We start from the raw sequence: 25,586 nt of genomic DNA on the forward strand, positions 1-25,586 counted from the left end.
AATCTCCTCAGGCGGCATTCTTGAGCTTCGGATCCAGCGCATCGCGCAGGCCGTCGCCCATCAGGTTGATTGCCAGCACGCTGAGCAAAATGGTCAAACCGGGCAGGCTGACGACCCACCAGGCGCGTTCGATGTAGTCGCGGGCCGAAGCCAGCATGGTGCCCCACTCAGGGGTCGGCGGTTGCACGCCCAGGCCGAGGAAGCCCAGGGCGGCGGCATCGAGAATCGCCGAGGAAAAGCTCAAGGTGGCCTGGACGATCAGCGGTGCCATGCAGTTGGGCAGCACGGTGATGAACATCAGGCGCGGCAGGCCGGCACCGGCCAGGCGTGCGGCGGTCACGTAGTCGCGGTTCAGTTCGCCCATCACCGCAGCACGGGTCAGACGCACGTAGGACGGCAACGAGACGATGGCGATGGCAATCACGGTGTTGATCAGGCCAGGGCCGAGGATCGCGACAATGGCCACGGCAGCAGCAGCAGCGACGGCAGGGCGAGCATGATGTCCATCAGGCGCATGATGGTCGGGCCGAGCAGGCGCGGGAAGAAGCCGGCGAACAGCCCGAGGAGGATCCCCGGGATCAGCGACATGACCACCGACGACAAACCGATCATCAGCGACAGACGCGAACCCTGGATCAGTCGCGACAGCAGGTCACGACCCAGTTCGTCGGTGCCCAGCAGGAACTGTATCTGCCCGCCTTCGAGCCAGGCCGGCGGGGTCAGGAGAAAGTCGCGGTACTGCTCGCTGGGGTTATGCGGCGCAACCCAGGGCGCGAAGATCGCGCAGAAGATCACCAGCAGCATGAACATCAGCCCGGCGACGGCGCCCTTGTTGCGGGAAAACGCCTGCCAGAATTCTTTGTATGGGGATGGGTACAGCAGGCTTTGATCGACTGCTGACACTTGAGTTGGACTAGTCATGGTCATGATCTCAGCGCTGGTGACGGATGCGTGGGTTGGCAAAGCCGTAGAGGATGTCCACCACGAAGTTGACCAGGATCACCAGGCAGGCGATCAGCAAAATACCGTTTTGCACCACCGGATAATCCCGGGCGCCGATGGCCTCGATCAGCCATTTGCCGATGCCCGGGCCAGGAGAAAATGGTCTCGGTCAGCACTGCACCGGCAAGCAGCGTACCGACCTGCAGGCCGACCACCGTCAGCACCGGGATCAGCGCGTTGCGCAGGCCGTGGGACGAACACCACGCGCGCCGGCGACAGGCCTTTGGCCTTGGCGGTGCGGATGTAATCTTCGCGCAGCACTTCGAGCATCGAAGGGTCACGGGTCATCCGCGCAATCACCGCCAGCGGGATGGTGCCGAGGACGATGGCCGGCAGAATCAGGTGGTGCAGGGCGTCGAAAAACGCGTCCGGCTCGTCGGCCAGCAGGGTGTCGATCAACATGAAACCAGTGCGCGGCTCAATGTCGTAGAGCAGGTCGATCCGCCCGGACACCGGGGTCCAGCCCAGGCTCACGGAGAAGAAGAACATGATGATGAGGATCAGGCCCCACCAGAAGATCGGCATCGAATAACCGGCGAGGGAAATCCCCATCACCCCATGGTCAAACAGCGACCCTCGCTTGAGCGCCGCAATCACCCGGCCAGCAGGCCGAGGATGCTGGCGAACAACAGCGCAGCCATGGACAGCTCGAGAGTCGCCGCCGGGAACAGCGAAGTGAACTCGGTCCACACGCTCTCGCGGGTGCGCAGCGATTCACCCAAGTCGCCCTGGGCCAGTTTGCCGACGTAGTCCAGGTACTGGGCGTACAGCGGCTTGTTCAATCCAAGGCGTTCCATTGCCTGAGCGTGCATTTCGGGGTCGACACGGCGTTCGCCCATCATGACTTCCACGGGGTCGCCGGGGATCATGCGAATCAACGCGAACGTCAGCAGGGTGATGCCGAAGAACGTGGGGATCAGCAGTCCCAGTCGGCGGAAAATAAAACTCAGCATTAGGGCGAGTCACTCCTTGTCGTGTGGGTCATGCAGGGGGATGGATAAAGGGGCCGGCGTACCGGCCCCGATGACTTAGTTCTGATTGGCGACGCCATAGAAGCTGCTGAGGCCGAAGGGGCTGATCTGGAAGTCCTTCACCGTGGTGCGCATTGGCTGGTAGACCGTGGAGTGGGCGACCGGGGTGATCGGCACCTGCGCCTTGAGCACATGCTGCGCTTCTTTATAGAGTGCAGTGCGCTGCTCCACGTCGGCGGTCGCCGCGGCGGCCTTGACCAGTTTTTCGTAGCCTGGATTGCACCACTTGGCGAAGTTGTTGCCGTTGACCGAGCTGCAGCTGTAGAGGGTGCCCAGCCAGTTGTCCGGGTCACCGTTGTCGCCGGTGAAGCCGATCAGCATGACGTCATGCTCGCTGTTGTGGGCGCGCTTGATGTACTCGCCCCATTCGTAGCTGGCGATTTTGGCCTTGATGCCGATTTTCGCCCAGTCGGCCTGGAGCATTTCCGCCATCAGCCTGGCGTTGGGGTTGTAGGGGCGCTGGACTGGCATGGCCCAGAGGGTGATTTCCGTGCCTTCTTTCACCCCGGCAGCGCTCAGCAGTTCCCGGGCTTTCTGCGGGTTGTAGGCCGGGTCCTTGATGGTCTCGTCATAGGACCACTGGGTCGGCGGCAGGCCATTGACGGCCAGTTGGCCGGCGCCCTGGTACACGGCGTCGATGATCGCTTTCTTGTTGACCGCCATGTCCAGCGCCTGGCGCACTTCAAGCTGGTCGAACGGCTTGCGGGTGAAGTTGTAGGCGATGTAGCCGAGGTTGAAGCCCGGCTGACTGGGCATGCGGATGTTCTTGTCGGCCTGCAGCGGCTTGATGTCGGCCGGGCGCGGGAAGGCGGTGATCTGGCACTCGTTCTTCTTCAGCTTTTGCGTGCGCACCGAGGCGTCGGTGGTGATGGCGAAGATCAGGTTGTCGATCTTCACGTCTTCCGGCTTCCAGTAATCCTTGTTGCCCTTGTAGCGAATCTGCGCGTCTTTCTGGTATTTGCTGAACACGAACGGACCGGTGCCGATCGGCTTCTGGTTGATCTCCTGGGCCTTGCCTTCCTTGAGCAGTTGCTCGGCGTATTCGGCCGACTGGATCGAGGCAAAGCTCATGGCCATGTTCTGGATAAAGGCGGCGTCGACGTCCTTGAGCGTGAAGGCGACGGTGTGTTCGTCGAGTTTTTCCACCTTGGTGATTTTTTCGTTCATCCCCATGTCGGTGAAGTAGGGGAACTCGGTGGGGTAGGCCTTGCGGAACGGCATGTCCTTGTCGAGCATGCGGTTGAAGGTGAACAGCACGTCGTCGGCGTTGAATTCGCGGGTCGGCTTGAAGTAGTCGGTGGTGTGGAACTTGACCCCTTCACGCAGGTGGAAGGTGTAGGTCCGGCCATCGGTCGAAAGATCCCAGCGGGTGGCCAGCCCCGGGATGACTTTGGTGCCGCCACGCTCGAACTGCGAGAGACGGTTGAACACGGTTTCGGCCGAGGCGTCGAAGTCGGTGCCCGTGGTGTATTGACCCGGGTCGAACCCGGCCGGGCTGCCTTCGGAGCAGAACACCAGGTTGCTGGCGGCGTAGGTGCAGCCGGAGCCGAGGATCAGGCCAGTAGCGATCAGGGTTTTGAGCGTGGTTGTCTTGCGCATGCGAACCTCATTGTTGTTATTTTTGAGGGCGGCAGATCAGGTCGTTCGTGGCTGGGGGGATGCACCTGACCCTGCGGTTTTTCGGACCTTGGCTCGGGTGGTAGCGCAGAGGGGAGAAGGGAGCCTCGCGCCGACACCGGCCGAGGCAGAATTTAAGTGAATCTAAAATTAAGTTCAACTTAAATTCAGTGGTGCTTACTTTTTGATTCAGAGGTCCCTTGGGGGAAACAACTCACCCCTGTGGGAGCGAGCCTGCTCGCGAAAAACGTTAACGATTACGCGAGCTGTCTGGGTGTGCGCGGCGGTCTCGGGGCCTTCGCTGCGATGCGGCGGCCCGACAAGCCAGCTCCAGCCAGTGCCCTCAGCCCGCGGGATGGTCGTCCAGCAAACCACCCATGGTGGTCACCACCAGCACTTCGGCCACCTCATCCCCAGCGTTGGCAATGGAGTGCGGCTTGGTCGAATCGAAATGCACCGAACCGCCCGGGCCGAGCGGGTAGGGATGGCCTTCGATGGTGTAGACGATGTGTCCGCAGAGCACGTAGGTGAATTCGGCGCCGTCGTGGGAGATCAGCTCGGACTGGTAACCCACCGCCATGGTCATCTTCATCGCGTTGAGCAGATTGCCCGGGAAGCTGCTGGACAGGCGCTCGTACACCAGCGGCTGGTTGCCAATGGAGTAACGCACCCGCTGGCCCGGGTGGGAGTCCGGCTGGGGCTGGGTCGGCTGGTCGAACAGGGTATTGAGGGGAATGCCCAGGGAGCCGGCGATGCGCGCCAACGAGGAAATCGACACGCCAGTGAGGTTACGCTCCGCCTGCGACAGGAAGCTGGCGGTGAGGCCTGCTTCGGAGGCGACTTGGTTCAGGGTCTTGTTGGCGGCGCGACGGTAGCGACGCAGCCGTTCCCCGATCTGCTCTTCAGTCATTGGCGTGGCTCGTGATCACAAAGGCGCCAGTATAACGGGCGACGCCTCGCAGAAAAGGCTTTTCGCCTCGCGGAAATTAAGTGTGACTGAAAAGACGCCTTGACGATTATTTAAGTCGGGCTTAAATTTCTGCCGGCGCAACATCACTTGGGAGAACGCGATGACAGTGGGTGTAGGTGGCAAAACTGCGGAACAGGCGCTGGCTGGCCTGACGAACATGACTGCGGGCATGCAGCCCATTGACCTCGATGAATACCAGGCACGCATCGCCAAGGCCCAGGGCCTGATGCGCGAGCAGGGCATTGCCGCCCTCTACCTCAATGCCGGCAGCAACCTGCGCTACTTCACCGGGGTCAAGTGGAGCCCGAGCGAACGCATGGTCGGCGCGATACTGCCCGCCCATGGCCCGCTGGCCTACATCGCCCCGGCGTTTGAAGAAGGCACCATCCGCGATTTCCGCGAGGTCGACGGGGTCATCCATGGTTGGCAGGAACACGAGAACCCCTACCGCCTGCTGCTCGACATTTTCGCCGGCTTGGGCATCGCCGCCGACGCGGTGGTGGGTCTGTGTCCGTCCCTGGCGTTCTTTATGTTCGACGGCATCCGTCGCCTCGGATCAGGCTTCGAGTTCGTCGACGGGTCTTGCGTGATCAACCCGTGCCGCTATCACAAATCCGCGACGGAACTGGCGCTGATGCAGCGCGCCAAGGACATGACCCTGGAAGTGCAAAAGGCCGCCGCCAGCATCCTGCGCGCCGGCATCAGCACCACCGAGGTCGCCGAGTTCATCCGCGAGGCGCACCGCAAGGTCGGCGCCCCGGGCTCGACCTTCTGCATCGTGCTGTTCGGCGAGGCCAGCGCTTTCCCCCACGGGGTGAAACACGCGCAGGTGCTCAAGGACGGCGACATGGTGCTGATCGACACCGGCTGCCTGCTCCACGGCTACCAGTCGGATATCACCCGCAGCTACGTGTTCGGCAACCCGAGCGAGCGTCAGCGCGCCCTGTGGAACCTGGAAAAAACCGCCCAGCAGGCCGCCTTCGACGCTGCGCGCCTGGGCCACGCCTGCGAAGCAGTGGATGCCGCTGCACGCCTCAGTCTGGAGGCTGCCGGCCTCGGACCGGACTACCAACTGCCCGGCCTGCCGCACCGCACCGGCCACGGCATCGGCCTGGACATTCACGAAGGGCCGTACCTGGTGCGCGGTGACCAGACGCCGCTGGCCGAAGGCATGTGCTTCTCCAACGAGCCGATGATTTGTGTGCCGGGGGAGTTCGGCATTCGCCTGGAGGATCACTTCTACATGACCGCCACTGGCCCGCGCTGGTTTACCCAGCCGAGCCATAGCGTGGACGATCCATTCGGGTTGCAGGCCTGAGGAGAGGCGGGTTCCCGGCGGACGCAGCGCACTCCTGGCGCTGCGTCTCGTGAAGCGCCGATGAACGAACCGTCGCGCCGTTGTAAGTGCCGAAGAAGAATAAGAAGTACAGCAGCCTGCACGGTTGCCATTACGCCCCTGGTCCTGGAGTTGATTCTGCATCTTGCCGAAGAGCAAACGGCTTCCTTTCTCGAGAGCAAAAACGCGCGACTGGTTGCAGTGCATTCATCACGATGTTCAAGAGAGCATTGGGTAAATCGCCTACACAGCATTTTTCCTCGCTGGGTACACATTTGACTGAGTGATTTCAGCCAAATCCGCCAGCTCAGGATTATTTCGTTCCCTGGTATTCGTGCAAGGAAATGCCGTGAATAAGTGGCTGGTTCTGAAAGGGGGAGGTGGCTGAAAAAGCTGGAAAAAGGGCAGGAGCTGTCTTCCTCGGTCGGCAGTTAACGGTCAAAAAATGAGACGGTGGACATTACCCACGCCAAAGCGCTAGCGTCTGCTCCTTCAATTCGAGGGCTACACTATCGCCGGTGCGTCGTGGAGCTTTGGGAAACCGTATTTGGCCTGCTGACAGCGTTCGCAACGGAAGAGGTCGAAAATGCTTGATCCCACCTGCGCAACAAACGGACAGCCGCCACCTCAGGCGACTCAGCACTCGGTTGGCCTCTATCAAGCCTTCCTGTTCTGGCTCAAGTTGGGCTTCATCAGCTTTGGCGGGCCGGCCGGGCAGATTTCGATCATGCACCAGGAGCTGGTGGAGCGTCGGCGCTGGATCAGTGAGAAGCGCTTTCTCCACGCGCTGAACTACTGCATGTTACTGCCTGGCCCTGAGGCCCAGCAGCTTGCCACCTACATCGGCTGGCTCATGCACCGTACCTGGGGCGGGGTGATTGCTGGCGCCTTGTTCGTGTTGCCGTCGCTGTTCATCCTGATCGGGTTGTCCTGGATCTACGTCGCCTTTGGCGAAGTGCCGGTGGTTGCCGGGGTGTTCTATGGCATCAAGCCAGCGGTCACAGCGATTGTCGTTCACGCGGCCTACCGGATTGGCTCGCGAGCCCTGAAGAATGGCAGGCTGTGGGGCATGGCAGGGGCCTCGTTCGTGGCCATCTTCGCCCTCAACGTGCCGTTCCCGCTGATCGTGCTGATGGCAGCCATCATTGGTTATGTTGGCGGGCGCATCGCCCCGGACACATTTGTCATCGGTGGCGGTCATGGCGCCGCGCAGAGCAGCTATGGCCCGGCCCTGATCGATGACGACACCCCGGCGCCCGAACACGCCCGTTTCAGTTGGGGGCATCTGCTGCGTCTGCTGCTGGTCGGTGCCGCACTGTGGCTGTTGCCGATGGGGCTGCTGACGTTGTCGTTTGGCTGGGATGGCACGCTGACGCAGATGGGCTGGTTCTTCACCAAGGCCGCATTGATGACCTTTGGCGGCGCGTACGCAGTGTTGCCCTACGTCTACCAGGGTGCGGTCGGGCACTATGGCTGGCTGACGCCGACCCAGATGATCGATGGTCTGGCCCTGGGGGAAACCACCCCTGGGCCGCTGATCATGGTGGTCGCCTTCGTTGGCTTTCTCGGTGGCTATGTGTACCCGATGTTTGGAGCGCAGCACCCATTCCTCGCCGGCGCAGTCGCGGCGAGTCTGGTGACCTGGTTCACCTTCCTGCCGTCGTTCCTGTTCATCCTCATCGGTGGTCCGTTGGTGGAGTCGACCCACAATGAGCTGAAATTCACTGCACCGCTGACGGGGATTACGGCCGCAGTGGTGGGCGTGATCCTCAACCTCGCGATGTTCTTCGGCTACCACGTGCTGTGGCCCAAGGGCTTGAGCGGGACGTTTGACTGGCCTTCGGCGCTGATCGCGGTGGCAGCAGCGGTGGCGTTGTTGCGCTTCAAGCGAGGTGTGATTGAGGTGCTGTTCGCCTGCGCATTGGCCGGCCTGACAGTCCACCTGGTGCGTGGATGAAACCGGCGGATCAGCTCAGCGGGGCTTCTCCGCGTCAAGGGCCGTGGCGGCGCGATGCCCCTCGTTGATCGGGTAAAGCCAAGGCGCGCGACCTCTGTAATAATGATGGGCATTGCGGCGCGAGGGCCTATCGAGTGCTCGTGCCACCATCGGCAATTTGGCTTTGGAGGACTCCATGCGTGACATTATTGACGGCTTTCTGCGCTTTCAGCGCGAGGTTTACCCGCAGCGGGTCGAACTGTTCAAGCAACTCGCCACGACACAAAATCCAAAGGCGTTGTTCGTCACCTGCTCGGACAGCCGGGTGGTGCCCGAGCTGCTGACGCAGCGCGAACCGGGCGAACTGTTCGTGATTCGCAACGCGGGTAACATTGTGCCGTCCTATGGTCCGGAGCCAGGCGGCGTCTCGGCCACCGTCGAATATGCCGTCGCCGTGCTCGGCGTGGAAGACATCGTGATTTGCGGTCACTCGGACTGCGGTGCCATGGGCGCGATTTCGCGCTGCACCTGTCTGGATCATATGCCGGCGGTCGCCAACTGGCTGCGCCACTCGGACGCTGCGAAAGCGATCAACGCGGCCCATGAATTCGACTCGCCTCGGGCCAAGCTCGACGGCTTGGTGCGCGAAAACGTCATCGCGCAGTTGGCGAACCTGCGCACCCATCCCTCGGTGGCACTGGCGCTGGAGCAGGGCCGCATGAATCTGCACGGCTGGGTTTACGACATCGAGGCAGGCTGCATCGATGCGCTGGATGGTGCGACACGCAAGTTCGTGTCACTGGCGGATTCGCCGACCACCGTGGCGATCGCTGCGCGTAACGGCAAACAGATGTAATGGCAACAGGCAGGAGAGGGTGGTTGCTCAAGGTCGCGCCCATGCGGGCGGACCTTGAGCACGTCGATGGGATCGGGCGTGAATAGTTGGCCGAGGGGCTGCAGACGGTATCACCCCTTGGTCAGATCAACCAACGGCGTCTGCCGCACCTCGGTCTCGCGCCCGGCCTGAATCTCGCTCACCTGCTTCAAGGCCTTGTCCACCGCGGCCTTATCCGACAACAAGCTGTAGCTGATGCGGAACTGCTTGTGCTCCTTCGGCCCAATGGTCGGAACCAGGTTCAGTGGCCGCTGATAACGGCGGTTGTAGGAAAAACTGGTTCCCGGCTCCAGCCCCGTGACATATCCCTGGCCTTGGGTGTCGGTGTTTTTCCAGAGAGAGAACACCGGCAGTGTCTGCGTATTGAAGCCGACCGAAACGCCCAGGCTGCCGGCCTGGTTGTGCAGCACGGTCAAGGTATCGCCCTTGGCATCGGCATAGGGCACTACGTTGTAGACCGTTTCGTCGTAGTCCTTGGTCGGTGCGCGGTAGGTTTGCCAGTCCGGCAGATCGCCCTTGGCCTTGTCGTTGAACGGCGACACCTGTTTCACCGGCGCGGCGAAGCGAGCGCCTTGCTCGAGGAATGGGGTACTGAAGTTGCTGTGATACAGCGCCTGGTATTCCTTCGGATAGTCGCCGTTGTTGGTCAGCGTGTCGTTGAGGGCGAACGTCACGCTGCCGGGTTCGGTAACCAGTTCGGTCGCGACGGAGAAGTCGACTTTCTTGAACGCCTGCTCTTTCAGTTCGCCGCGCAGGGTGATGGCGTACGGTGGCTTTTCATCAATGTGCAGGGTGACTTTGTTCGCCGGAATGTTGGCAGCCCGACCGTGCAGGGTCAGCAGTTCGCCGTTGTCGATACCCGGGTGGCCGACCCATTCGTAGCCGCAGCGGGTCACCAGTTCATTGAAACCTTCCAGCCAGCCCAGACCACCGCGGCCATTGAGTTCGATGAAGGCCGGATTGACCACCTCCTTGACCGGCGAATCCCAGCCCATGCGCACCTGGCCGACCGAGGCCTGCAAGACGTTCATGCCGCGTGTCGGCACCACCGAGAGTTTCATCGTGCCGTTATCGATGTCGACAATGCTCACGCCCTCCTGCCGACCGCCGTGCAAGGTGCGCAGCGACACGCTGAAGGGTTTGTCGGTTTTAATGCCGAGTTGCTGGCTGGTGATCTGCCAGTTCTGTGCAGCTTTGTCGGTGTCGAGCAGAACGTAATCCCAGGCCATGGCGTGGGAGGCGGCGGACAGTGCACTGAGGGCAACAACGAGTTTGAGCGGGGTCATGGCGGCAGCCTTTCTTGGAGTTGTGGCGATTTTATAAACCGGGTTAAACGATTCAGTAAGCGTAAAATCGACATGTCAGGCGACGCACATGCCGCACCTCCACCGCTAGTTGCCCCGTCCTCCCGCAAATGACCACTCATCGCTGGCCGTGGTGGTGATGACCACCATCACATCCTCTGCGTTCAGCCCCGTGGCCCGCCCCAGCTTCTCGACCAGATCGCGGTAAAAGCGCTGTTTCGTCTCAGCACTTCGTGGACGGCCAGCGGTGATCGCGATCAGCACAAAGTCATGGCTGCGCGGTCCGCCCAGGTAGTGGGGATCAAATATCAGTTCGCCGGCCGCATGCTGGTGAATGACCTGAAACCGGTCAGTCTTCGGCACTTCGAAGCTCTCGACCAGGGCCTCGTGTAATCCCTCGGACAATGCCCGCAGATACTCCGCAGACTTCCCCTGGTGCAATGAAATTCGGGCAAAGGGCATCAACCGTTACTCCTGACAAGTTGGCTGGCAAGCCTGTAGTTCACTGAGCAGGTTCAGCGCCGACGCAGCGGTTGGCCATCCGGAGTAAAACGCCAGATGGGTGATGACTTCCGCCAGTTCATCGACAGCCAGACCATTGTCCCGCGCACGTTTGAAATGGAAGGGCAGTTGCTCCAGACGGTACAGCGCCACCAAGGCGGCCACCGTCACCAGACTGCGATCCCGGGGCTTGAGTTGTGGACGGTTCCACATGTCGGCAAACAGCACCTTGTCGGTGAGTTCGGTAAATTTTTGCGGGTAGCTACTCGGGCTGTCCGGCCCGTTGACTGTTGATGCACTCATGTTTATTTCCTCGGTGATTGGCGATGACGGAGAAAAATTAACAAGTCGCAACCATTCCGAATATCAGATTTAATGGCGCTCATCATCCTGTTTTAGTGGACTATCCAATGCGCCGTCCCACCTTCGATCTCGAGGTATTGCGGACCTTCGTCACCGGCGTCGAGTACAACAGTTTTGCCAAGGCGGCGGATCGACTTGGTCGGTCGACGTCTGCGGTCAGCGCCCAAATGAAGAAACTCGAAGAACAGGTCGGTACGCCGATATTGGCCAAATCCGGGCGCGGACTGGTCCTGACCGCCATGGGGGAAACACTGCTCAGCCATGCCCGTCGGCTGCTGGAGCTGAACGATGGGATCTTCCAGACGCTGCGCGAAAACCAGACCGCCGGGACCCTGCGTCTGGGGCTGCAAGAGGACTTCGGGGAACATTTCCTGAGCGATATCCTGCGACGCTTCGTGCAGACGTATCCACGGGTCAATCTCGAAATCCGGATCGCCCGAAATGCCGAACTCCTTGCTCTGGTCGAAAGCGCCGGTCTGGACCTGGCGTTGGCCTGGGACACCGGGCACTTGCCGCCTCATGCCACACGGCTGGGCGAAACCCCGATGCACTGGATCGGAGCCCGCGATCGGCCACAGGCATCAACCCTGGATAACGCGCCGTTACCCTTGATCCTGTTTGACGCGCCTTGCGTAATGCGCAGCACCGCCACCCAGGCGCTGGATGGCGCAAAAATACCCTGGCGGATTGCCCTGACCAGCCCCAGCGTCGGTGGTCTGTGGGCAGCGGTCGCCGCCGGACTGGGGCTGACGCTGCGCACCCGGATCGGACTGCCGTCCCATCTCAGCGTAGTCTCGGGCCTGCCCGCGCTGCCAAGCCTTGGCTATGTGCTGCACAGCAGTGGCGAAGAACTGCCACCTGCTGCCCGGTTTTTGGCTGCATTGATCAAGACGAGTCTGCAAGAACAGGCATTCGTTTCTCGATGACGAGCTGAAGGAGGAGTCAAGCGTGTTCGGCGGACAGCCCGCAGGTCAAGATGGCCAAGGCAATCGCCACGATGAACAGCGCCGGCACGTCACCGACCAAGTGCCCCATCTGCGCTGGCTGGGTGAGCGCCTGGACAGCCATGATCGCCCCGTGTACGGCGCTGGACCACACGGTGAACCAGATCAGGCTCAGATTGGCCAAGGGGTCACGTGCGGATCGAATGAGGAAAACCCCAAGGGTGGCGTAGAGGCCAACGATCATCATCGGGTAGTCCGAGTGACCGTCGTGCCAGGCCCAGCCGGACGGCCAAAGCAACATGAGCGGGTAGAGCGCAAGGCACGCCAGGCCAGTCAAGACCAGCGCGATGCGCAAATACCTGAGGCAATCGACGGCGGTCATGGCGGACTCCTCTGTGGGCCAGACGTCGAATCAACCCCAAGTGGGCTATTGACGTCTTCACGAGCTGTTGGACCGAGATGTAGACCAAGAATAGCTACCACCCACAATTGGCGAGAACAAAATAACCCTACTCACTGGCCGGACTTCACTTGTGGTTTCAATGTGTCGTGACAGGTAGAAAACGGCCGATTTCTGCCGGTCGCGACCGGCAGCTGCCGACCCGAAGCGGACTCTGACCAGCATTTGGTTAAGGGGGGCTTTAGCCCGTCCCATTGAGCGAAGTGAACGATTTGAACCAGTTGTTATGCATGTTTTACTAGCCGTTTCTTTAAATGATACAGGTTAGTCCCGATTGGGCGATCCTCAAGAACACCATAAATCTCATATCCATGCCGCTCATAGAACTTTTTAGCATCAACGGTTTTTAAGAATGCAACTACTGCTCCATTGTTGGCACCAATCGCTTCTGCTTTTTCCAAAAGCATAGATCCTACTTTTTTACCGCGATGAGATTCCTTAACCCAAAAGGTGTCAATTTCTAAGCCATCCCAGTAACAGTTACAGCTTATTGCACCGATGTAGTCGCCTACTTCATCGTGTGCAACCACCATAAATATTTTATCTTCCGATTCTGGTGGCAGATTTGGATATTGAATTCGAAGATATTCTGAAAACCTATTATTCAGAACTCCTTTATCCTTTTCTGTTGGAGAACCCAATACATCAATCTTGATTTCCATTTTATTGCTCCTTAAATTCAACTTTTAGATGCCGAACGGCTTTTGGCATAACATCCTATGTTCATGCGTAATCCATTGAGCAATCAAAAAATCGACATTGTAAACGCGACATCAAGAAGGGGGAAAACGACATATTACTTAGCACATTACTGACGTGTTAGCTGCGTGTCCATGGTCTGCTTTTGGCCGGATAGCGACGGTCTGGCTCAGACCGTCGCAGTGTTGGTTAAACCTCTGTCTGCTCCGCCATTTCCAAAGCATCATCGACCTCGATGCCCAAGTACCTGACAGTGCTTTCGAGTTTCGTATGACCAAGCAGGCGTTGGACAGCTCTCAGATTCTTCGTCCTGCGATAGATCAACGATGCCTTGGTTCGCCGTAGCGTGTGAGTACCGTACATGGTTGGGTCAAGGCCAATCGCGGCCACCCACGCTTTGACTATTCGAGCGTACTGTCTGGTGGAAAGATGGTCTGAGTCGTGCAAGCGGCTCGGAAACAAAAAATCCTCGCTTCGGAGACGCGCCCGATGCCTCCAAGCTTCCAATACCGTTCGGGTTTGTTCAGTGATTTCGAATTGCACTGGATGCTGAGTTTTCTGCTGCATCACGATGGCCCGTGACGACACATGCTCCCCATGGGCGATGTCTCGGACTCGCCGCTTGGTTAAGTCACAGGCACGTAGTTTGCTGTCGATGGCCAAGTTGAAAAGCGCCAAATCACGTGTCTTCTCTGCAAGCTGGCGTCTGATCCGGATGGCCCAGATATCTCTGATTCGGAGCGGGGCTTTCTGCCCGACAAGCTTTCCCTTGTTCCAAGGCTGATGGCGGGATCTAGTAGCGGTATTCATGGCGTGTGCATTTGGACAGCGAAAACATCGGTGACCGCAGCCTTGTCCGTAGTGATACCGAAGGCGTACTCATCGTTCGTCAAGCGCTTGGGGCATGGTTTGCGCATCAGAAAAGTACGCGTCCGAGATTGAAATCTTTACTTTTAGCAGAGGCTTCCAGGCGCGGACTTCACGTAGCAGCGTGCAAAAAAGGCGTTTTCACCCGTCAATGGTCAGGCAGTTTGTGCAGGCCGACTTTTTCAACAGAATCGGCCGAATTCAGCCTGTCGCCAAAAGCTGAAGTCGGCCAATAACCTTCAGTCGCTCAAACCACCATATAACGCTGGTTTGCAACGTCCCAGGCATCTCAAAACAACTCACTCTGTCGAAGCCACAGCTCCCTTCCTGCCCAGGCGAATCAATTCGTTGGAGAAACACAGCCCGGCGATGATCAGCGTCGCCCCCGCGTACAGGCTGTCGCGGGGTACTTCGTTGAGCGCGACAAACGCCAGCAGGGCAGCGAACAGGGGTTCGGTGAGCTCCAGTGCCTGTACCTGGGAGGGCTTGAGATACTCGATGGCTTTGGTGGTGCAGAAGAAACCGAGGATGGTCGGCAGCGTGGCCAGGGCCAGCAGGGCGGCGATTGCCAACGGCGACAGCTCGCCGATCGCGAAACCATCGGCCGCCGCCGGCATCAGCAGGTACAGGCTGCCAAAGAACAGCAATTGGCGGGTGAAGTGCAGTCCTCCGGACACGCCCATCCGCTTCATGGCCACCGAAAAGGCCCCATAGCCGCAGCCGCCCATGGCGGCGAGCGCGGCACCTTGCAGGGTAAAGCCTTGCTGCAGGTCGGCGCCGAAGATTACCGCGATCCCGGCGATCGCCAGTGCGGCGCCGACGGTGGCGTTGGCGGTGATGGCGTCCTTAAGAAACATCCGCCCCAGAATAATCGAGGAGATCGACGCGCTGGCCATCAGTATCACCACCACACCGGCGGCCGCGTAGTGTCGGTAGGCGGCGGTTTCGAAATGGAACAGCACAAAGATGCCGAGGAATGCGCAGATGGCCGACTGAGTCCATTTAATCGACGGCCCCGGACGCCTGAGGAAAAACAACAGGCTCGACAGCAGCAGGCAACCCAAAACGGTCTTGATGAAAGCCACACTGCTGGCGCTGAAACCACTGCTCATCAGTACTTTGCTGAGTACACCGATGGTGGCGTTCAGTGCCGCAGCGCAGAGCGCAAAGACGACGCCTTTGCTGAAAGTCGATTGCATGGATAACGATCCCTGTTGTTGATGGTTTATTCGGTGGAATGCCGCTCTGGATCGACGGCGTTGAGGTGCGAATCAGCCGTCAGCGGGCCTGGCCCTTGGCGACGTAATACAAATTGACGAACCTCGCCGTGTGCAGCACCGACTGACCTATATCCGGTTTGGCGATGCCATGCCGCTTGGCAAATTGCTCGAGCGCCGTGGTATCAAATCGAGTGGTCTGGATAAAGTCCAGGGCTTCGGGTTTTGAGTTGAGGCATCGCGCAACGGGCGCAATGCTCAGGAGCAGCTTCAGCACGGGCAGCGGAATGTGGTACCGGGGAGATTTCACGCCAACGGGTCGTGCCACCTGTACCAGTAGTTCACGCAAGTTGGGCGTCTGGTCATCCAGCGCCAGCAACTCCTGACCCGCCATGGCCGGATCAAACGCACTCACCGCCACCAGCTCGACCAGGTGATCCACAGTCACCAGGGGCAGCCAATGCCTGGCGCTGCCGGGCACTGCCGTGAGTTTTCCCTGCACCAGGTTGCGGATCAGGTCCACCAGCGGCTGACCTTCAAGAATATGCCCGGTGCGGCTGTGACCACAGACCGTGGAAGGGTGGACCACGGTGATCTCGCCGCCCTTGGCCGCCATCAGCTCGAGGGTCGCGAAATGCGCCTCCAGCTTACTGCCCTCATAACCACCGACGCGCCGGTACACGGCAGACCAATCGGTGCGCTGCGGATGATGAGGATCAATGCCGATGCGTTGCAGGTGCTGATGATTTTTCAGCATGTAGCCGCCGATCATCACCATCCGGCTGTGTTGCTCAGCCGCCAGCAACGCCACGCGCTTTGCCCCTTGAACATTCACCGCTCGTGATTGCTCGACGGTAAGCCCCCAGGCGAAATGAGCGCCGAGGTGGAACACCACGACGGCCTGCCTCAGCACTTCCCGGTCAGCCAGACTCAGTCCCAGGTTGTCCTGTTCGAGATCGCCCGCCACAGCAAAAATTCGCCTGCCGCTGCCGCCCAACTGGTCGACTTGCTCGCGCAGGGCTGCCAGTCGCTCGGGGCGGCGCATCAACACCCGAACGGTGTGACCTTTTGCACTCAGGTTCGCCAGCAAATGTTGACCGATGAAGCCGGTCCCCCCGGTGACAAAGCACTCCACGCTCATTTTCCAGCTCCTGTTTAAGGTTAGAAATCAAGCGTAAACTATCGACCCAACTCTACAGTCAAGCGGTGTTTTTCATGAAAATCGGCGAACTCGAGGCCCGCAGCGGCGCCAGCCGTCACACGTTGCGTTACTACGAACAAATCGGTCTGATCTCAGCGCTGCGGCAAACCAACAACTACCGTCGTTACACCGAACAAACCCTGCAGGATCTGGTGTTTATCCAGCGTGCGCAAAGCATGGGTTTTTCCCTGGGGGAAATCGGCGAGATCCTGCAGGCCCAGCGCAACCAGCTGATCGATTGTGCTGAAGGCGCCAAGCTGATTGAAAGGAAGATGGCGCAAATCAAAGAGAAAATTGCCAACTTCCAAAGCATCTATCGCTATCTGGATCAGGAGCGCTTGAACCTTGAGGCCAGTGCTGCCAGGCAACTTGAGCTGCAGCGGTTGAACAGTGCTGCCAACTGAACGGTCAGCTTCTGGAAAGATCGCGCTGCGGCCTGTCTCCGCTTTCAAACAATTTTGAAGATCCCACTCCTCACAGCACCGGGTTGCCAGGCTTTTTCCTTTTAAGGCGTCCGCGGCGCAGCCTTCGCCAGAAAATCAGTCACCAACCCCACCACCTCCCGCTGAATCTCCTCCCGCGACCGTGCGTTCTCGCCATCCCGGCAAATGATTCCATCACCCGGTGCATCTTCTTCCAGCATTTCAATGGCGCCCGGTTTGCAAATCGACGCGAAGCTGAAGTGAGTGGCGTCTTTGATCTCGACATAACGGGTGCTGGCCGCTGGCAGGCGTTTGGCCAGGTCGGCGGATTCCAGTTGCGCGGGTAGATCGTCGGAGGGGGCGCCGGCGGCAATCACCAGGGTCGGCACCGGCAGCGTCGCGAGGCTGGCGTCGGTCATGCCGCGTGACAGGCCGAGGTCCAGCGAGACGATGGCGGTGACTGCCGGGTAGCGTCTGTCCGCCGCCAACTGGGCCTTTGCCTGCGCGGTGCTGGCGGGGCTCATCTGTTGGTAGACCCTGCAACTGCTGAGATTCGTATGGACTTTGCAGTCCTCGGCGAAACGCTCGGGGTCGAAACGTGCGCCAGCAATCTCCAGTGCGGTCCAGCCACCGAGGGAGTGGCCGACCACGGCAATGCGCTGCGGTGCGACCGTGCCAAATTGCTTGGGCTTTGCCTGCACCGCTTCGATCGCTCGACGCAGGTCAATCGGCCGTTGCCACAACTGCGCTGCGGCTTGCGGGCTGCGGTCGTGGGTGGTGCTGCCGGGATGATTGACTGCCGCGACGATGTAGCCCTGATCGGCCAGGGCCGTGGCGAGCCACATCTGGTTGGTCCAATTGCCGCGATAACCGTGGGACAGCACCACCAACGGATGCTCGCCAACGGTCGGTGGCGCGTCGCGCACGGCAGAGGCACTGACGAACACCGGGTTGTCGTCGATCAATTGTGCCTTTGCAGTGGTGTTCGCCGGGTACCAGACCACCATTTCCAGCGGCCGCTGTGGGTCCGCCAGGGTGGTGCGGTAAAAGGCGATGGGGTGGGTGTCAGCGAGGGTGGTGGCAGACAGGCCGATCAGCAGCAGGGCGCCGAGAGCTGTTTTCAATGTTGATTCTTCCTTGATTGCATAGGGTGGTTTCAGGTGAAACGCCCGGCAGATTCGCATAAGCCGAGGTTACTGGCGAATCCTCCTACGCATTACCACGAACATCGTTCAGCAAGGTGCTAACGACGTAAAACCGAGAGCCTTGAACTCAATTGACATTAATTATCATTTGCTCCTAAGATCGCATCCGCAAAACTGGTCGGGTTTTTTAGGGACATCTGAGTGCCGATGGACAATATCGATGATGCGCTGCTTGCCTTGCTGCAAGGCGACGCCCAAACCCAGCTCAACCCGCTCGTGGCGCGTGTCCATGACGGTCCGCAGCTGCTCTCGTTTGCCCAACAGCGCCTGTGGTTCCTGCAGCGCCTGGCACCGCTTTCCACCGCTTACAACCTGACCCGCGCTTTTTTGTTCGACGGCGAACTGAATGTCCAGGCCCTGCAACAGGCATTCGCTGCCCTGGTCGAGCGCCACGGCGTGCTGCGCACCCGTTTCGTCGAAGTCGACGGCGAACCCCGCCAGGAAATGTTGGCCGAGACAGCCTTTGCCCTGCAGCAGCGCTCCATCAGTGGCGTGGCGCAGGGCGAGCGCCGCGAGCATCTGCAGGGCTTGCTGGGCATCGAGGATGATCGCGCCTTCGACCTGTCCCAGGCGCCCTTGCTCAAAGTCGAGCTGATCCGCTATGACGCGACGAGCCACGGGCTGCTGCTGAAGATGCATCACATCGTCAGCGATGCCTGGTCCAACCCGATCCTCGTCGCCGACCTGGCCAGCGCCTACGCCCAGGGGCTGCGCGGCAACACCTCGCGCCTGCCAGCGCTGCCGGTGCAGTACATCGATTACGCGCTGTGGCAGCGCGAGCGCTTGCAAGGCACCGAGCACGAGGTCGACCTCGACTATTGGAAGCAGTACCTGGGCACACAGGTGCCGGTGCTGGAAATGCCCACGGATTTTCCTCGCCCGGCGCAGCCAGGCCAGCGCGGACAACGCTTGCGCTGGCAACTGCCGGGCGCGCAGGCCGAGCGGATCCAGACTTTCTGCCGCAGCCGTTCGAGCAGCGCCCTGGTGATCCTGCTGGCCGCGTGGCAAGTGTTATTGGCCCGCTATAGCGGCCAGCCAACCTTCGCCGTGGGCGTGCCCCATGGCGGGCGCAATCGTGAAGAGCTCGACAACCTGCTGGGCTTTTTCGTCAATACCCTGGTGTACCGGGTCGATCTGCAGCCGCAGCTGACGGGTCGCGCGCTGTGTGATCGCCTGCGCGACGAGTCGCTGAAGGCCTTGCAGCACGCCGAACTGCCGTTCGAGCTGCTGCTTGAACACCTTGAGGTCGAACGCGATGTCAGCCGCACTCCGGTGTTCCAGGCGATGTTCAATCTGAGCAGCGGGGCGGCGGTCAACTTCGCCCTTGACGGCTTGCAAGTCGAGCGCGTGCTGCCGGTCCGGGACAGCGCCAAGTTCGACCTGACCCTGGATGTCGCGGTTCGCGCTGAAGGGATCTTTTGTGAACTGGAGTACAGCCTGGAGCTGTTCGCCCCAGCCACCATCGAGCGTTTAGCCACCAGTTACGGCTTGCTGCTGGACGGTCTGATGAGTCAGCCCGAGACGCCGGTGTGGCAGTTGCCGCTGCTTGACGATGGGCAACGCCAGCAGCAACTGGAACAGTGGAACGCCAGTGAGCAGGCTCTGCAGCCGGGCGAAGACATGCTCGCGCTGTTCGAACGGCAGGTGGCGGCTGCACCGCAGCGCTGCGCCCTGATCTGTGCCGAGCAGCCCCTGAGCTACGCCGACCTCGACGCCCGGGCCAACCGCCTGGCCCATTGGCTGGTGGCCAATGGCGTGGGTTGCGATGAGCGTGTCGGCATCTGCCTGGAGCGCGAAGCCGAGCTGCTGGTGGCGCTGTTGGCCGTGCACAAGGCCGGCGGTGCCTACCTGCCGATCGATCCCGGGCAACCGGCTGCGCGCAACAGCGACATCATCGAACAGGCGCGTCCACGGTTGGTACTGACCCGCGCTAATTTGCAGCCTGTCGTGGGCGAATCAGGTCGAGTGGTGCTGCTGGAAACCCTTGACGAAGCCTTGGCCCAATTGCCCCAGAGTCGTCTTGGGCTGCCGGTGCATCCACGGCAGTTGGCCTACACCCTTTATACCTCCGGCTCTACCGGGCGGCCCAAGGGCGTCGACATCGAGCGCCAGGCGTTCGTCAATTTCCTCCATGGTATCCAGGCCCACGTGCAACTGAGCGCTGGCGAGCGGTTGCTGGCCGTGACCACCCTGGGCTTTGATATCGCCGGCCTTGAGCTGTTCCTGCCACTGGTCCACGGCGGCACCGTGGTCCTGGCCAGCCGTGCCGACAGCCTCGATCCGGCGGCATTGCTGGGGTTGATGGAGCGTCATCGCATCAATGTCATGCAAGCCACGCCCGCGACCTGGCAGATGCTGGTCGAGCACGACTCGCCAGCCTGGGCCGGTCTGCGTTTGCTGTGCGGCGGCGAAGCGCTCAAGGCCGAGCTGGCCCAGCGGCTGTTGGCGCGCCAGGTGCGCCTGCTGAACGTCTACGGCCCCACCGAAACCACGGTCTGGTCATCGGTGCAAGCGGTCGAACAAGTCAGCGCGGCGACCCAGCCGATTGGTCGGCCGCTGGACAACAACCGCCTGTACGTCCTCGATGACCACCTCGAACCGCAGCCCATCGGTGTCGCCGGCGATCTGTACATCGGTGGCGCCGGCGTGGCCCGCGGTTATGCCGATCGCCCCGAGCTGACCGCCGCCGCCTTTGTGCCCAATCCCTTTGCGCAGCCATCGGCTCCGGGCGCGCAGGCCGGCAGTCGGCTGTACCGCACCGGTGACCGCGCACGCTACCGCGCCGATGGCAGCCTGGAGTTCCTCGGGCGCAGCGACTTCCAGGTCAAACTGCGCGGTTTCCGCATTGAACTGGGCGAGATCGAAAGCGCACTCGTGGCCTTGCCAGGGGTGTCACAGGCCGTGGTGACCTTGCGTCAGGCAGCGGCCGGCCAGGACCTGCTGGTGGCTTACCTGTGCCTGGATGCGACCCGCTTTGACTCGCTCGCGGCGCAGCAGCAACTGCGCCTGAGCCTGCCGGCCTACATGGTGCCGAGTGCATTCGTGGTACTGGATAACCTGCCGCTGAACGCCAACGGCAAGGTCGACCGCAAGGCGCTTCCCGAACCGTTGTGGGAGGGCGCCGACGAAGCCGACGACGAACCGCTGAGCGGGCCCTGGCAACAGGGCTTGGCGCAGATCTGGCGTGAGGTGCTGGGCCTGTGGCCGATCGCCCCGCGCGCCGAGTTGTTCCGCCTCGGTGCGCAGTCCCTGCAACTGGTGCGGATCCAGGCGCGGATTCGCCAGCAGTTCGCTTGCGATGTGGCCCTGGCCCAGCTGTTTGCCAACCCGGTGCTGGCCGACATGGCCGCGCTGATCGAGCAGGCCTGCGCCACGCCGGTGGTGGATGAACTGGCCGAGATTGAAAAACTGCTGCTCGCCTTCGAGTGAACCATTAGGGCCGGCGCACGGCCCGCCCCGAGGATTTGCCATGCCCCTGTTCCTGTCACTGCTCAAGCGTCATCGCGGCCTGCTCGGCCTGGGCCTGCTAGCCAGCCTGGTCAGCGCGGCGGCCGGTATCGGCCTGATCAACGAGATCAACCAGTTGATCGCCGGCAGCACGAGCATGGACGCGACACTGGGGGCGACGTTCTTCGGCCTGCTGGTGTTGTTGTTTGGCTGTGGTTTCGGCGCCCAGGCACTGCTCACCGCGCTGGGCCACCGGGTGGTCTACGAATTGCGCCTGCAGATGGTCAAGCGCCTGCTCGACACCTCCATCGAGCAACTGGAAAAAATCGGCGAAGCCAGTCTCTACGCGACCCTGAGCAAGGACATCGTCAGCATCGGCCAGGCCTTCAACCGCATGCCGTTCGTGTTCTACAACCTGGTGCTGATGCTCGGCGGCTGCCTGTACATGGCCTGGCTATCCTGGCCGTTGCTGCTGATCTGCGTGGTCGGCCTGGGCCTGGGGACCTGGCTGGCGAACGGCTGGTTCGCGAAAATGCGCGAGCTGATGAAACAGGTGCGCGAAACCGACGACCGCCTGTATGCCGCCTATCAGGGGGCAATCGAGGGGCGTTTCGAGTTGGCCCTGAATGCCCGACGCAAAGAGCGCTTCTATGCCCTCGACCTGCAGCCGGCGGCCGAGTTTGCCCGGCGCAACGAGGTGCACGCCGACCGCTACTGGACCTTGAGCCTGAACTGGACCGCAGCGCTGATCCTGGCCCTGGCCGGCGGACTGTTCGCCGCCGGGACCTGGCTTGGGGTCGGCAATGGGGTGATCGGCGCCTTCGTGCTGGTGCTGATGTTCCTGCGCATGCCGCTCAACGACCTGATCGGCAGCCTGCCGACGCTGGTGGCTGGCAATGTCTCGCTGGCGAAGATCCAGACCCTGGCCTTTGCCGACTATCGCAACGAATTCAGCACTTTCAGCGGTGAAGCCGATATCAACCAGCCGCTGCTTGAGCTGCAAGGATTGGGCTACGACTACCCGCATCAGGCCGACGATTACGGCTTTCGCCTGGGGCCAGTGAACCTGAGCGTCGCCCGGGGCGAAATCCTGTTCATCGTCGGCGGCAACGGCAGTGGCAAGTCGACCCTGGCCAAGCTGCTCACCGGGCTCTACGAACCCAGCGCCGGCACCTTGAAGTTGCAAGGCGTAACTATCACGCCAGAACTGCGCGACTGGTATCGGGCGCACTTTTCCACGGTGTTCTCCACCTTCTACCTGTTCGAGCGCCTGGTCGGCCCACGCGGTGACTTCGACCCACTGCTGGCCCAGGCCTGGCTTGAGCGCCTGCGCATGCAGCGCAAGGTCAGCATCGACGCGCAGGGCGGGCTGTCCACCACGCGTCTGTCCCAGGGCCAGCGCAAACGCCTGGCGCTGCTGGTGGCGCTGGTCGAGGAACGGCCGGTGTTGTTGCTCGACGAATGGGCCGCCGATCAGGACCCGGGTTTCCGCGCGTTCTTCTATCGCGAGCTGTTGCCAGAGCTCAAGGCCCTGGGCAAGACCATCATCGCCATCAGCCACGACGACCACTACTTCTCCATCGCCGACCGCGTACTCAAGTGCGACGGCGGACAGCTTTACCCCTTTGATCACAGCACCGTCAGCACCGCCCCGGAGACGCCTTGCGAGCGTCCGGTGAGCGCGTAGCAGGGCCGATTTCTGTCGCACAACACTTAAAAAAACAAATGGTCCGCAAGGCCATGTAAAGGAGCTCGTGGTATGTACCAACTGAAACTGGGGCGTCAGCCAATCAAGGCGGGGAATTGGCTGCTGGCTCCTCTGGTGAGCAGCAGCATCCTGCTCACCCCGATGGCCATGGCCGAAGAAAACACCGAGGAGCAGGCGCCGCCGGCGTCGATCACGCTGCCGGAGCAATCCATCGTCGGCATGCAGACCGAAGCGCCGACGGTGTCGGTGGGGACCAAGGTGCCGCTGAGCCTCAAAGAAGTGCCGCAGACCATCAACGTCATCGGCCAGGAGCGCATCCAGAAGCAGAACCTCTACACCCTCGAAGATGCCCTGGGCAAAGTCGGCGGCGTGACCGTGCAGCGCATCGACGCCAGCCGCCTGAGCTTCTTCTCCCGTGGCTTCGAGATCACCTCGCTGCAACTGGACGGCACCCCGACCACCATGGACAACCGGATCTTCCTGTCCCCGGACCTGACCATGTACGACCGCGTCGAAGTGCTCAAGGGCCCGGCCGGTAGCCTGACTGGCGCTGGCGGCTCGGGCGGCAGTATCAATCTGGTGCGCAAGCGCCCGATGGCCGATGCGGCCGTGTCGGCGGAAATCAGCGCCGGCTCCTGGGACGCGTACCGGGGCATGGTCGATGTCACCGGCCCGTTGACCGAAACCGGCAACATTCGTGGGCGCCTGGTACTCAGCGAAAACAAAACCGCGTTCCCCTACGACGGCAGTGGCAAGCGTGAGACCAGCCAGGTCTACGGCATCGTCGACATCGACCTGACCCCGGACACCGTCTGGACCATCGGTGCCAGTAACCAGAACACCGACATCAATGGCGCCCAGCGTTCGCTGCCGGCATTCCGTTACACCGGCAGTGATGGCAAGCCGGCGATGTCGCTGCCGGATGTATCGCGCAAGAACTTCTACGGTGCCAACTGGAACCGCGATTACTTCTGGAGCACCTCGGTGTTCACCGAGCTCGAACACCATCTGGGCGGCGACTGGAAAACCAAACTGTCGGTGCGTCACGCCGACAACAACTATGACCTGACCCAGGCCTACGCGCGCAATGGTGGCGGTATCGATCCATCGGACAACCTGGTATCGATGAACTCGATCATGTTCGACTACCGCGAGAAGCAGGACGAAGTCGACCTGTACGCCGACGGCCCATTCAGCCTGTTCGGCCGCGAGCACAAGTTACTGGTGGGGACCAACTATTCCCGTTCGGAGTTCTCCTCCAACGGCGGCTACTTCTCCAACTTCCTCGGCGACGTCGACCTCTACGACCCACAGGCGAACTTCGCGTATCCGGAATTCCCCGACGACGATCGCCTGCCTACCAGCGTTGCCAACAGCCGCGCCAAAGCGGTCTACGGCAACATGCGCCTGAGCCTGGCCGACCCGTTGACCCTGGTACTTGGCGGTCGCGTCACCTGGCTCGACATGCACCGCAGCCAGCACCAGCCTGAAGCGGGCTCGCCGTCGGAGAAGAGCAGCCAGAGCGAGTCGCAGAAGTTCACCCCGTTCTACGGCCTGATCTACGACCTCAACGATACCTACTCGCTGTATGCCAACTACGCCGAGGTGTTCAACCCGCAGCCGGTCAGCAACCTGGACATCAACAACAACATCATCGCGCCGATCGAAGGCACGCAGCATGAAGTGGGGATCAAGGGTGAGTTCCTCGACGGCGCGGTCAACGCCTCGTTGGCTGCCTTCCAGATCGAGGAAGAAAACCGCGCCATCCCGGACATGAACGACCCGTCGTCGCGCGCCGTGGAAGCCGGTGGCAAGGCTCGTACTCGCGGCTTCGAGATGGAAGTCAGCGGCCAGATGACCCCGGACTGGTTCCTCACCGCCAACTTCACCCACACCTACAAGCGCTACGACAGCGCCAACGAGCAGCTGCAGACCTACCTGCCGAAGAACATGCTGCGCGTCTGGACCCTCTACAAGCTGCCTGGCGAACTGGAGAAGTGGAGCGTGCAAGGTGGCGTGAGTGCGGTCAGCGAAACCTTCAACAAGCTCGACGTGCCGAGCATCGATATGGACGGCACCAAGCTGCGGCAGAGCGGCTACGCCCTGTATGACGCGGGTGTCGGCTACCAGATCAACGAGAACCTGTCGGCTGACCTGCTGGGCACCAACCTGGGTGACAAGAAGTACTACCAGCGCATCAACACCTTCCAGGACGGCAACATCTTCGGTGATCCACGCGCGGTATCCCTGACCCTGCGCGCCAAGTTCTGACGCACGACAGCGGTGCGCCCAGCCGGCATACTTGGCCGAGGGTGCATCGCTGGCCTTTTCTTTTGTAGGAGCGAGCCTGTCGAATCGTCGCACCGTCGCGTTGGCAGTGTGTCAGGCGATGCATATGCCGGAAGTACCGGCCTCTTCCCGAGCAGGCTGCTCCTACAATCATCCTGCGTGAATACCCTTG

19 protein-coding genes and 2 pseudogenes are annotated in these 25,586 nt (G+C 61.0%); 8 read left to right on the plus strand and 13 right to left on the minus strand.

Translation table 11 applies throughout. The features are described from left to right. Window positions 1-7: 7 nt before the first annotated feature. The 4 genes and pseudogenes from KW062_RS12810 to KW062_RS12825 all read right to left on the minus strand — a co-directional run bounded on the left by KW062_RS12810 (window position 8) and on the right by KW062_RS12825 (window position 4,560). Window positions 8-921 (minus strand): annotated as a pseudogene (locus KW062_RS12810) (ABC transporter permease subunit). Window positions 922-931: 10 nt separating this feature from the next. Continuing rightward, a pseudogene (locus tag KW062_RS12815) lies at window positions 932-1,955 on the minus strand (ABC transporter permease subunit). 75 nt (window positions 1,956-2,030) lie between these two features. Next, window positions 2,031-3,632, minus strand: coding sequence for an ABC transporter substrate-binding protein (locus KW062_RS12820; protein ID WP_105755320.1), 1,602 nt, complete (start codon window positions 3,630-3,632; stop codon window positions 2,031-2,033). Between the two features lie 361 nt (window positions 3,633-3,993). Next, entirely contained in the window at window positions 3,994-4,560 is a 567-nt protein-coding gene (locus KW062_RS12825) for a helix-turn-helix domain-containing protein (protein WP_027618482.1), read from the minus strand. Between the two features lie 160 nt (window positions 4,561-4,720). Between KW062_RS12825 and KW062_RS12830 the strand changes: the two genes are divergently transcribed. From KW062_RS12830 to KW062_RS12840, 3 genes are all read left to right on the plus strand, one after another. Beyond that, window positions 4,721-5,938, plus strand: coding sequence for a M24 family metallopeptidase (locus KW062_RS12830; RefSeq protein ID WP_105755319.1), 1,218 nt, complete (start codon window positions 4,721-4,723; stop codon window positions 5,936-5,938). Between the two features lie 604 nt (window positions 5,939-6,542). Further along, window positions 6,543-7,913, plus strand: coding sequence for a chromate efflux transporter (gene chrA, locus KW062_RS12835; protein WP_105755318.1), 1,371 nt, complete (start codon window positions 6,543-6,545; stop codon window positions 7,911-7,913). 175 nt (window positions 7,914-8,088) lie between these two features. Then, window positions 8,089-8,748: a carbonic anhydrase gene (locus tag KW062_RS12840; protein WP_105755317.1), complete on the plus strand. Its 660-nt coding sequence runs from the start codon at window positions 8,089-8,091 to the stop codon at window positions 8,746-8,748. 110 nt (window positions 8,749-8,858) lie between these two features. On the opposite strand, the gene KW062_RS12845 is transcribed toward KW062_RS12840, so the two are convergent. The 3 genes from KW062_RS12845 to KW062_RS12855 form a co-directional block, all read right to left on the minus strand. Further along, entirely contained in the window at window positions 8,859-10,073 is a 1,215-nt protein-coding gene (locus KW062_RS12845) for an aldose 1-epimerase family protein (RefSeq protein ID WP_027618474.1), read from the minus strand. A gap of 105 nt (window positions 10,074-10,178) precedes the next feature. Continuing rightward, window positions 10,179-10,553 carry a tautomerase family protein gene (locus KW062_RS12850; protein WP_027618473.1) on the minus strand — a complete coding sequence of 125 codons (375 nt, stop codon included), beginning with the start codon at window positions 10,551-10,553 and terminating at the stop codon, window positions 10,179-10,181. 6 nt (window positions 10,554-10,559) lie between these two features. Next, window positions 10,560-10,895, minus strand: a complete 336-nt coding sequence (locus KW062_RS12855) for a carboxymuconolactone decarboxylase family protein (RefSeq protein WP_027618472.1) — start codon at window positions 10,893-10,895, stop codon at window positions 10,560-10,562. A 107-nt stretch (window positions 10,896-11,002) separates the two neighbouring features. Between KW062_RS12855 and KW062_RS12860 the strand changes: the two genes are divergently transcribed. Next, complete coding sequence (locus KW062_RS12860) at window positions 11,003-11,881, plus strand: LysR substrate-binding domain-containing protein (protein WP_027618471.1); 879 nt, start codon at window positions 11,003-11,005, stop codon at window positions 11,879-11,881. Between the two features lie 16 nt (window positions 11,882-11,897). On the opposite strand, the gene KW062_RS12865 is transcribed toward KW062_RS12860, so the two are convergent. The 5 genes from KW062_RS12865 to KW062_RS12885 all read right to left on the minus strand — a co-directional run bounded on the left by KW062_RS12865 (window position 11,898) and on the right by KW062_RS12885 (window position 16,283). Beyond that, on the minus strand, window positions 11,898-12,281 hold the full coding sequence (locus KW062_RS12865; protein ID WP_027618470.1) for a DUF6632 domain-containing protein: 384 nt from the start codon (window positions 12,279-12,281) through the stop codon (window positions 11,898-11,900). 302 nt (window positions 12,282-12,583) lie between these two features. Beyond that, a complete protein-coding gene (locus KW062_RS12870) occupies window positions 12,584-13,021 on the minus strand; it encodes a GNAT family N-acetyltransferase (RefSeq protein WP_090326913.1) in 438 nt (145 codons plus the stop codon). A gap of 226 nt (window positions 13,022-13,247) precedes the next feature. Further along, on the minus strand, window positions 13,248-13,868 hold the full coding sequence (locus KW062_RS12875) for a tyrosine-type recombinase/integrase (RefSeq protein WP_105755316.1): 621 nt from the start codon (window positions 13,866-13,868) through the stop codon (window positions 13,248-13,250). Window positions 13,869-14,224: 356 nt separating this feature from the next. After that, the gene (locus KW062_RS12880; protein ID WP_105755314.1) at window positions 14,225-15,124 is read right to left on the minus strand and encodes a DMT family transporter; all 900 of its coding nucleotides are present in this window, start codon (window positions 15,122-15,124) and stop codon (window positions 14,225-14,227) included. Between the two features lie 79 nt (window positions 15,125-15,203). Beyond that, complete coding sequence (locus tag KW062_RS12885; RefSeq protein WP_105755313.1) at window positions 15,204-16,283, minus strand: SDR family oxidoreductase; 1,080 nt, start codon at window positions 16,281-16,283, stop codon at window positions 15,204-15,206. Between the two features lie 74 nt (window positions 16,284-16,357). Here KW062_RS12885 and KW062_RS12890 point away from each other — a divergent pair, with 74 nt between their 5' ends. Next, entirely contained in the window at window positions 16,358-16,747 is a 390-nt protein-coding gene (locus KW062_RS12890; RefSeq protein ID WP_027618465.1) for a MerR family transcriptional regulator, read from the plus strand. 101 nt (window positions 16,748-16,848) lie between these two features. On the opposite strand, the gene KW062_RS12895 is transcribed toward KW062_RS12890, so the two are convergent. Continuing rightward, window positions 16,849-17,889, minus strand: coding sequence for an alpha/beta hydrolase family protein (locus tag KW062_RS12895; protein ID WP_105755312.1), 1,041 nt, complete (start codon window positions 17,887-17,889; stop codon window positions 16,849-16,851). Window positions 17,890-18,117: 228 nt separating this feature from the next. Between KW062_RS12895 and KW062_RS12900 the strand changes: the two genes are divergently transcribed. The 3 genes from KW062_RS12900 to KW062_RS12910 all read left to right on the plus strand — a co-directional run bounded on the left by KW062_RS12900 (window position 18,118) and on the right by KW062_RS12910 (window position 25,396). After that, the gene (locus KW062_RS12900; RefSeq protein WP_105755311.1) at window positions 18,118-21,399 is read left to right on the plus strand and encodes a non-ribosomal peptide synthetase; all 3,282 of its coding nucleotides are present in this window, start codon (window positions 18,118-18,120) and stop codon (window positions 21,397-21,399) included. 40 nt (window positions 21,400-21,439) lie between these two features. Further along, window positions 21,440-23,104, plus strand: a complete 1,665-nt coding sequence (locus KW062_RS12905; RefSeq protein ID WP_105755310.1) for a cyclic peptide export ABC transporter — start codon at window positions 21,440-21,442, stop codon at window positions 23,102-23,104. 72 nt (window positions 23,105-23,176) lie between these two features. Next, window positions 23,177-25,396, plus strand: a complete 2,220-nt coding sequence (locus KW062_RS12910; protein ID WP_027618462.1) for a TonB-dependent siderophore receptor — start codon at window positions 23,177-23,179, stop codon at window positions 25,394-25,396. Window positions 25,397-25,586: the final 190 nt, after the last annotated feature.

It is taken from the genome of Pseudomonas fluorescens, from assembly GCF_019212185.1.
In the GTDB taxonomy this organism is placed as follows: domain Bacteria; phylum Pseudomonadota; class Gammaproteobacteria; order Pseudomonadales; family Pseudomonadaceae; genus Aquipseudomonas.

Bases quoted from the DNA above. Each gene is read 5' to 3' on its own strand.
- KW062_RS12820 (WP_105755320.1), bottom strand. From the start codon at position 3,632: ATGCGCAAGACAACCACGCTCAAAACCCTGATCGCTACTGGCCTGATC.
- KW062_RS12825 (WP_027618482.1), bottom strand. From the start codon at position 4,560: ATGACTGAAGAGCAGATCGGGGAACGGCTGCGTCGCTACCGTCGCGCC.
- KW062_RS12830 (WP_105755319.1), top strand. From the start codon at position 4,721: ATGACAGTGGGTGTAGGTGGCAAAACTGCGGAACAGGCGCTGGCTGGC.
- chrA (WP_105755318.1), top strand. From the start codon at position 6,543: ATGCTTGATCCCACCTGCGCAACAAACGGACAGCCGCCACCTCAGGCG.
- KW062_RS12840 (WP_105755317.1), top strand. From the start codon at position 8,089: ATGCGTGACATTATTGACGGCTTTCTGCGCTTTCAGCGCGAGGTTTAC.
- KW062_RS12845 (WP_027618474.1), bottom strand. From the start codon at position 10,073: ATGACCCCGCTCAAACTCGTTGTTGCCCTCAGTGCACTGTCCGCCGCC.
- KW062_RS12850 (WP_027618473.1), bottom strand. From the start codon at position 10,553: ATGCCCTTTGCCCGAATTTCATTGCACCAGGGGAAGTCTGCGGAGTAT.
- KW062_RS12855 (WP_027618472.1), bottom strand. From the start codon at position 10,895: ATGAGTGCATCAACAGTCAACGGGCCGGACAGCCCGAGTAGCTACCCG.
- KW062_RS12860 (WP_027618471.1), top strand. From the start codon at position 11,003: ATGCGCCGTCCCACCTTCGATCTCGAGGTATTGCGGACCTTCGTCACC.
- KW062_RS12865 (WP_027618470.1), bottom strand. From the start codon at position 12,281: ATGACCGCCGTCGATTGCCTCAGGTATTTGCGCATCGCGCTGGTCTTG.
- KW062_RS12870 (WP_090326913.1), bottom strand. From the start codon at position 13,021: ATGGAAATCAAGATTGATGTATTGGGTTCTCCAACAGAAAAGGATAAA.
- KW062_RS12875 (WP_105755316.1), bottom strand. From the start codon at position 13,868: ATGAATACCGCTACTAGATCCCGCCATCAGCCTTGGAACAAGGGAAAG.
- KW062_RS12880 (WP_105755314.1), bottom strand. From the start codon at position 15,124: ATGCAATCGACTTTCAGCAAAGGCGTCGTCTTTGCGCTCTGCGCTGCG.
- KW062_RS12885 (WP_105755313.1), bottom strand. From the start codon at position 16,283: ATGAGCGTGGAGTGCTTTGTCACCGGGGGGACCGGCTTCATCGGTCAA.
- KW062_RS12890 (WP_027618465.1), top strand. From the start codon at position 16,358: ATGAAAATCGGCGAACTCGAGGCCCGCAGCGGCGCCAGCCGTCACACG.
- KW062_RS12900 (WP_105755311.1), top strand. From the start codon at position 18,118: ATGGACAATATCGATGATGCGCTGCTTGCCTTGCTGCAAGGCGACGCC.
- KW062_RS12905 (WP_105755310.1), top strand. From the start codon at position 21,440: ATGCCCCTGTTCCTGTCACTGCTCAAGCGTCATCGCGGCCTGCTCGGC.
- KW062_RS12910 (WP_027618462.1), top strand. From the start codon at position 23,177: ATGTACCAACTGAAACTGGGGCGTCAGCCAATCAAGGCGGGGAATTGG.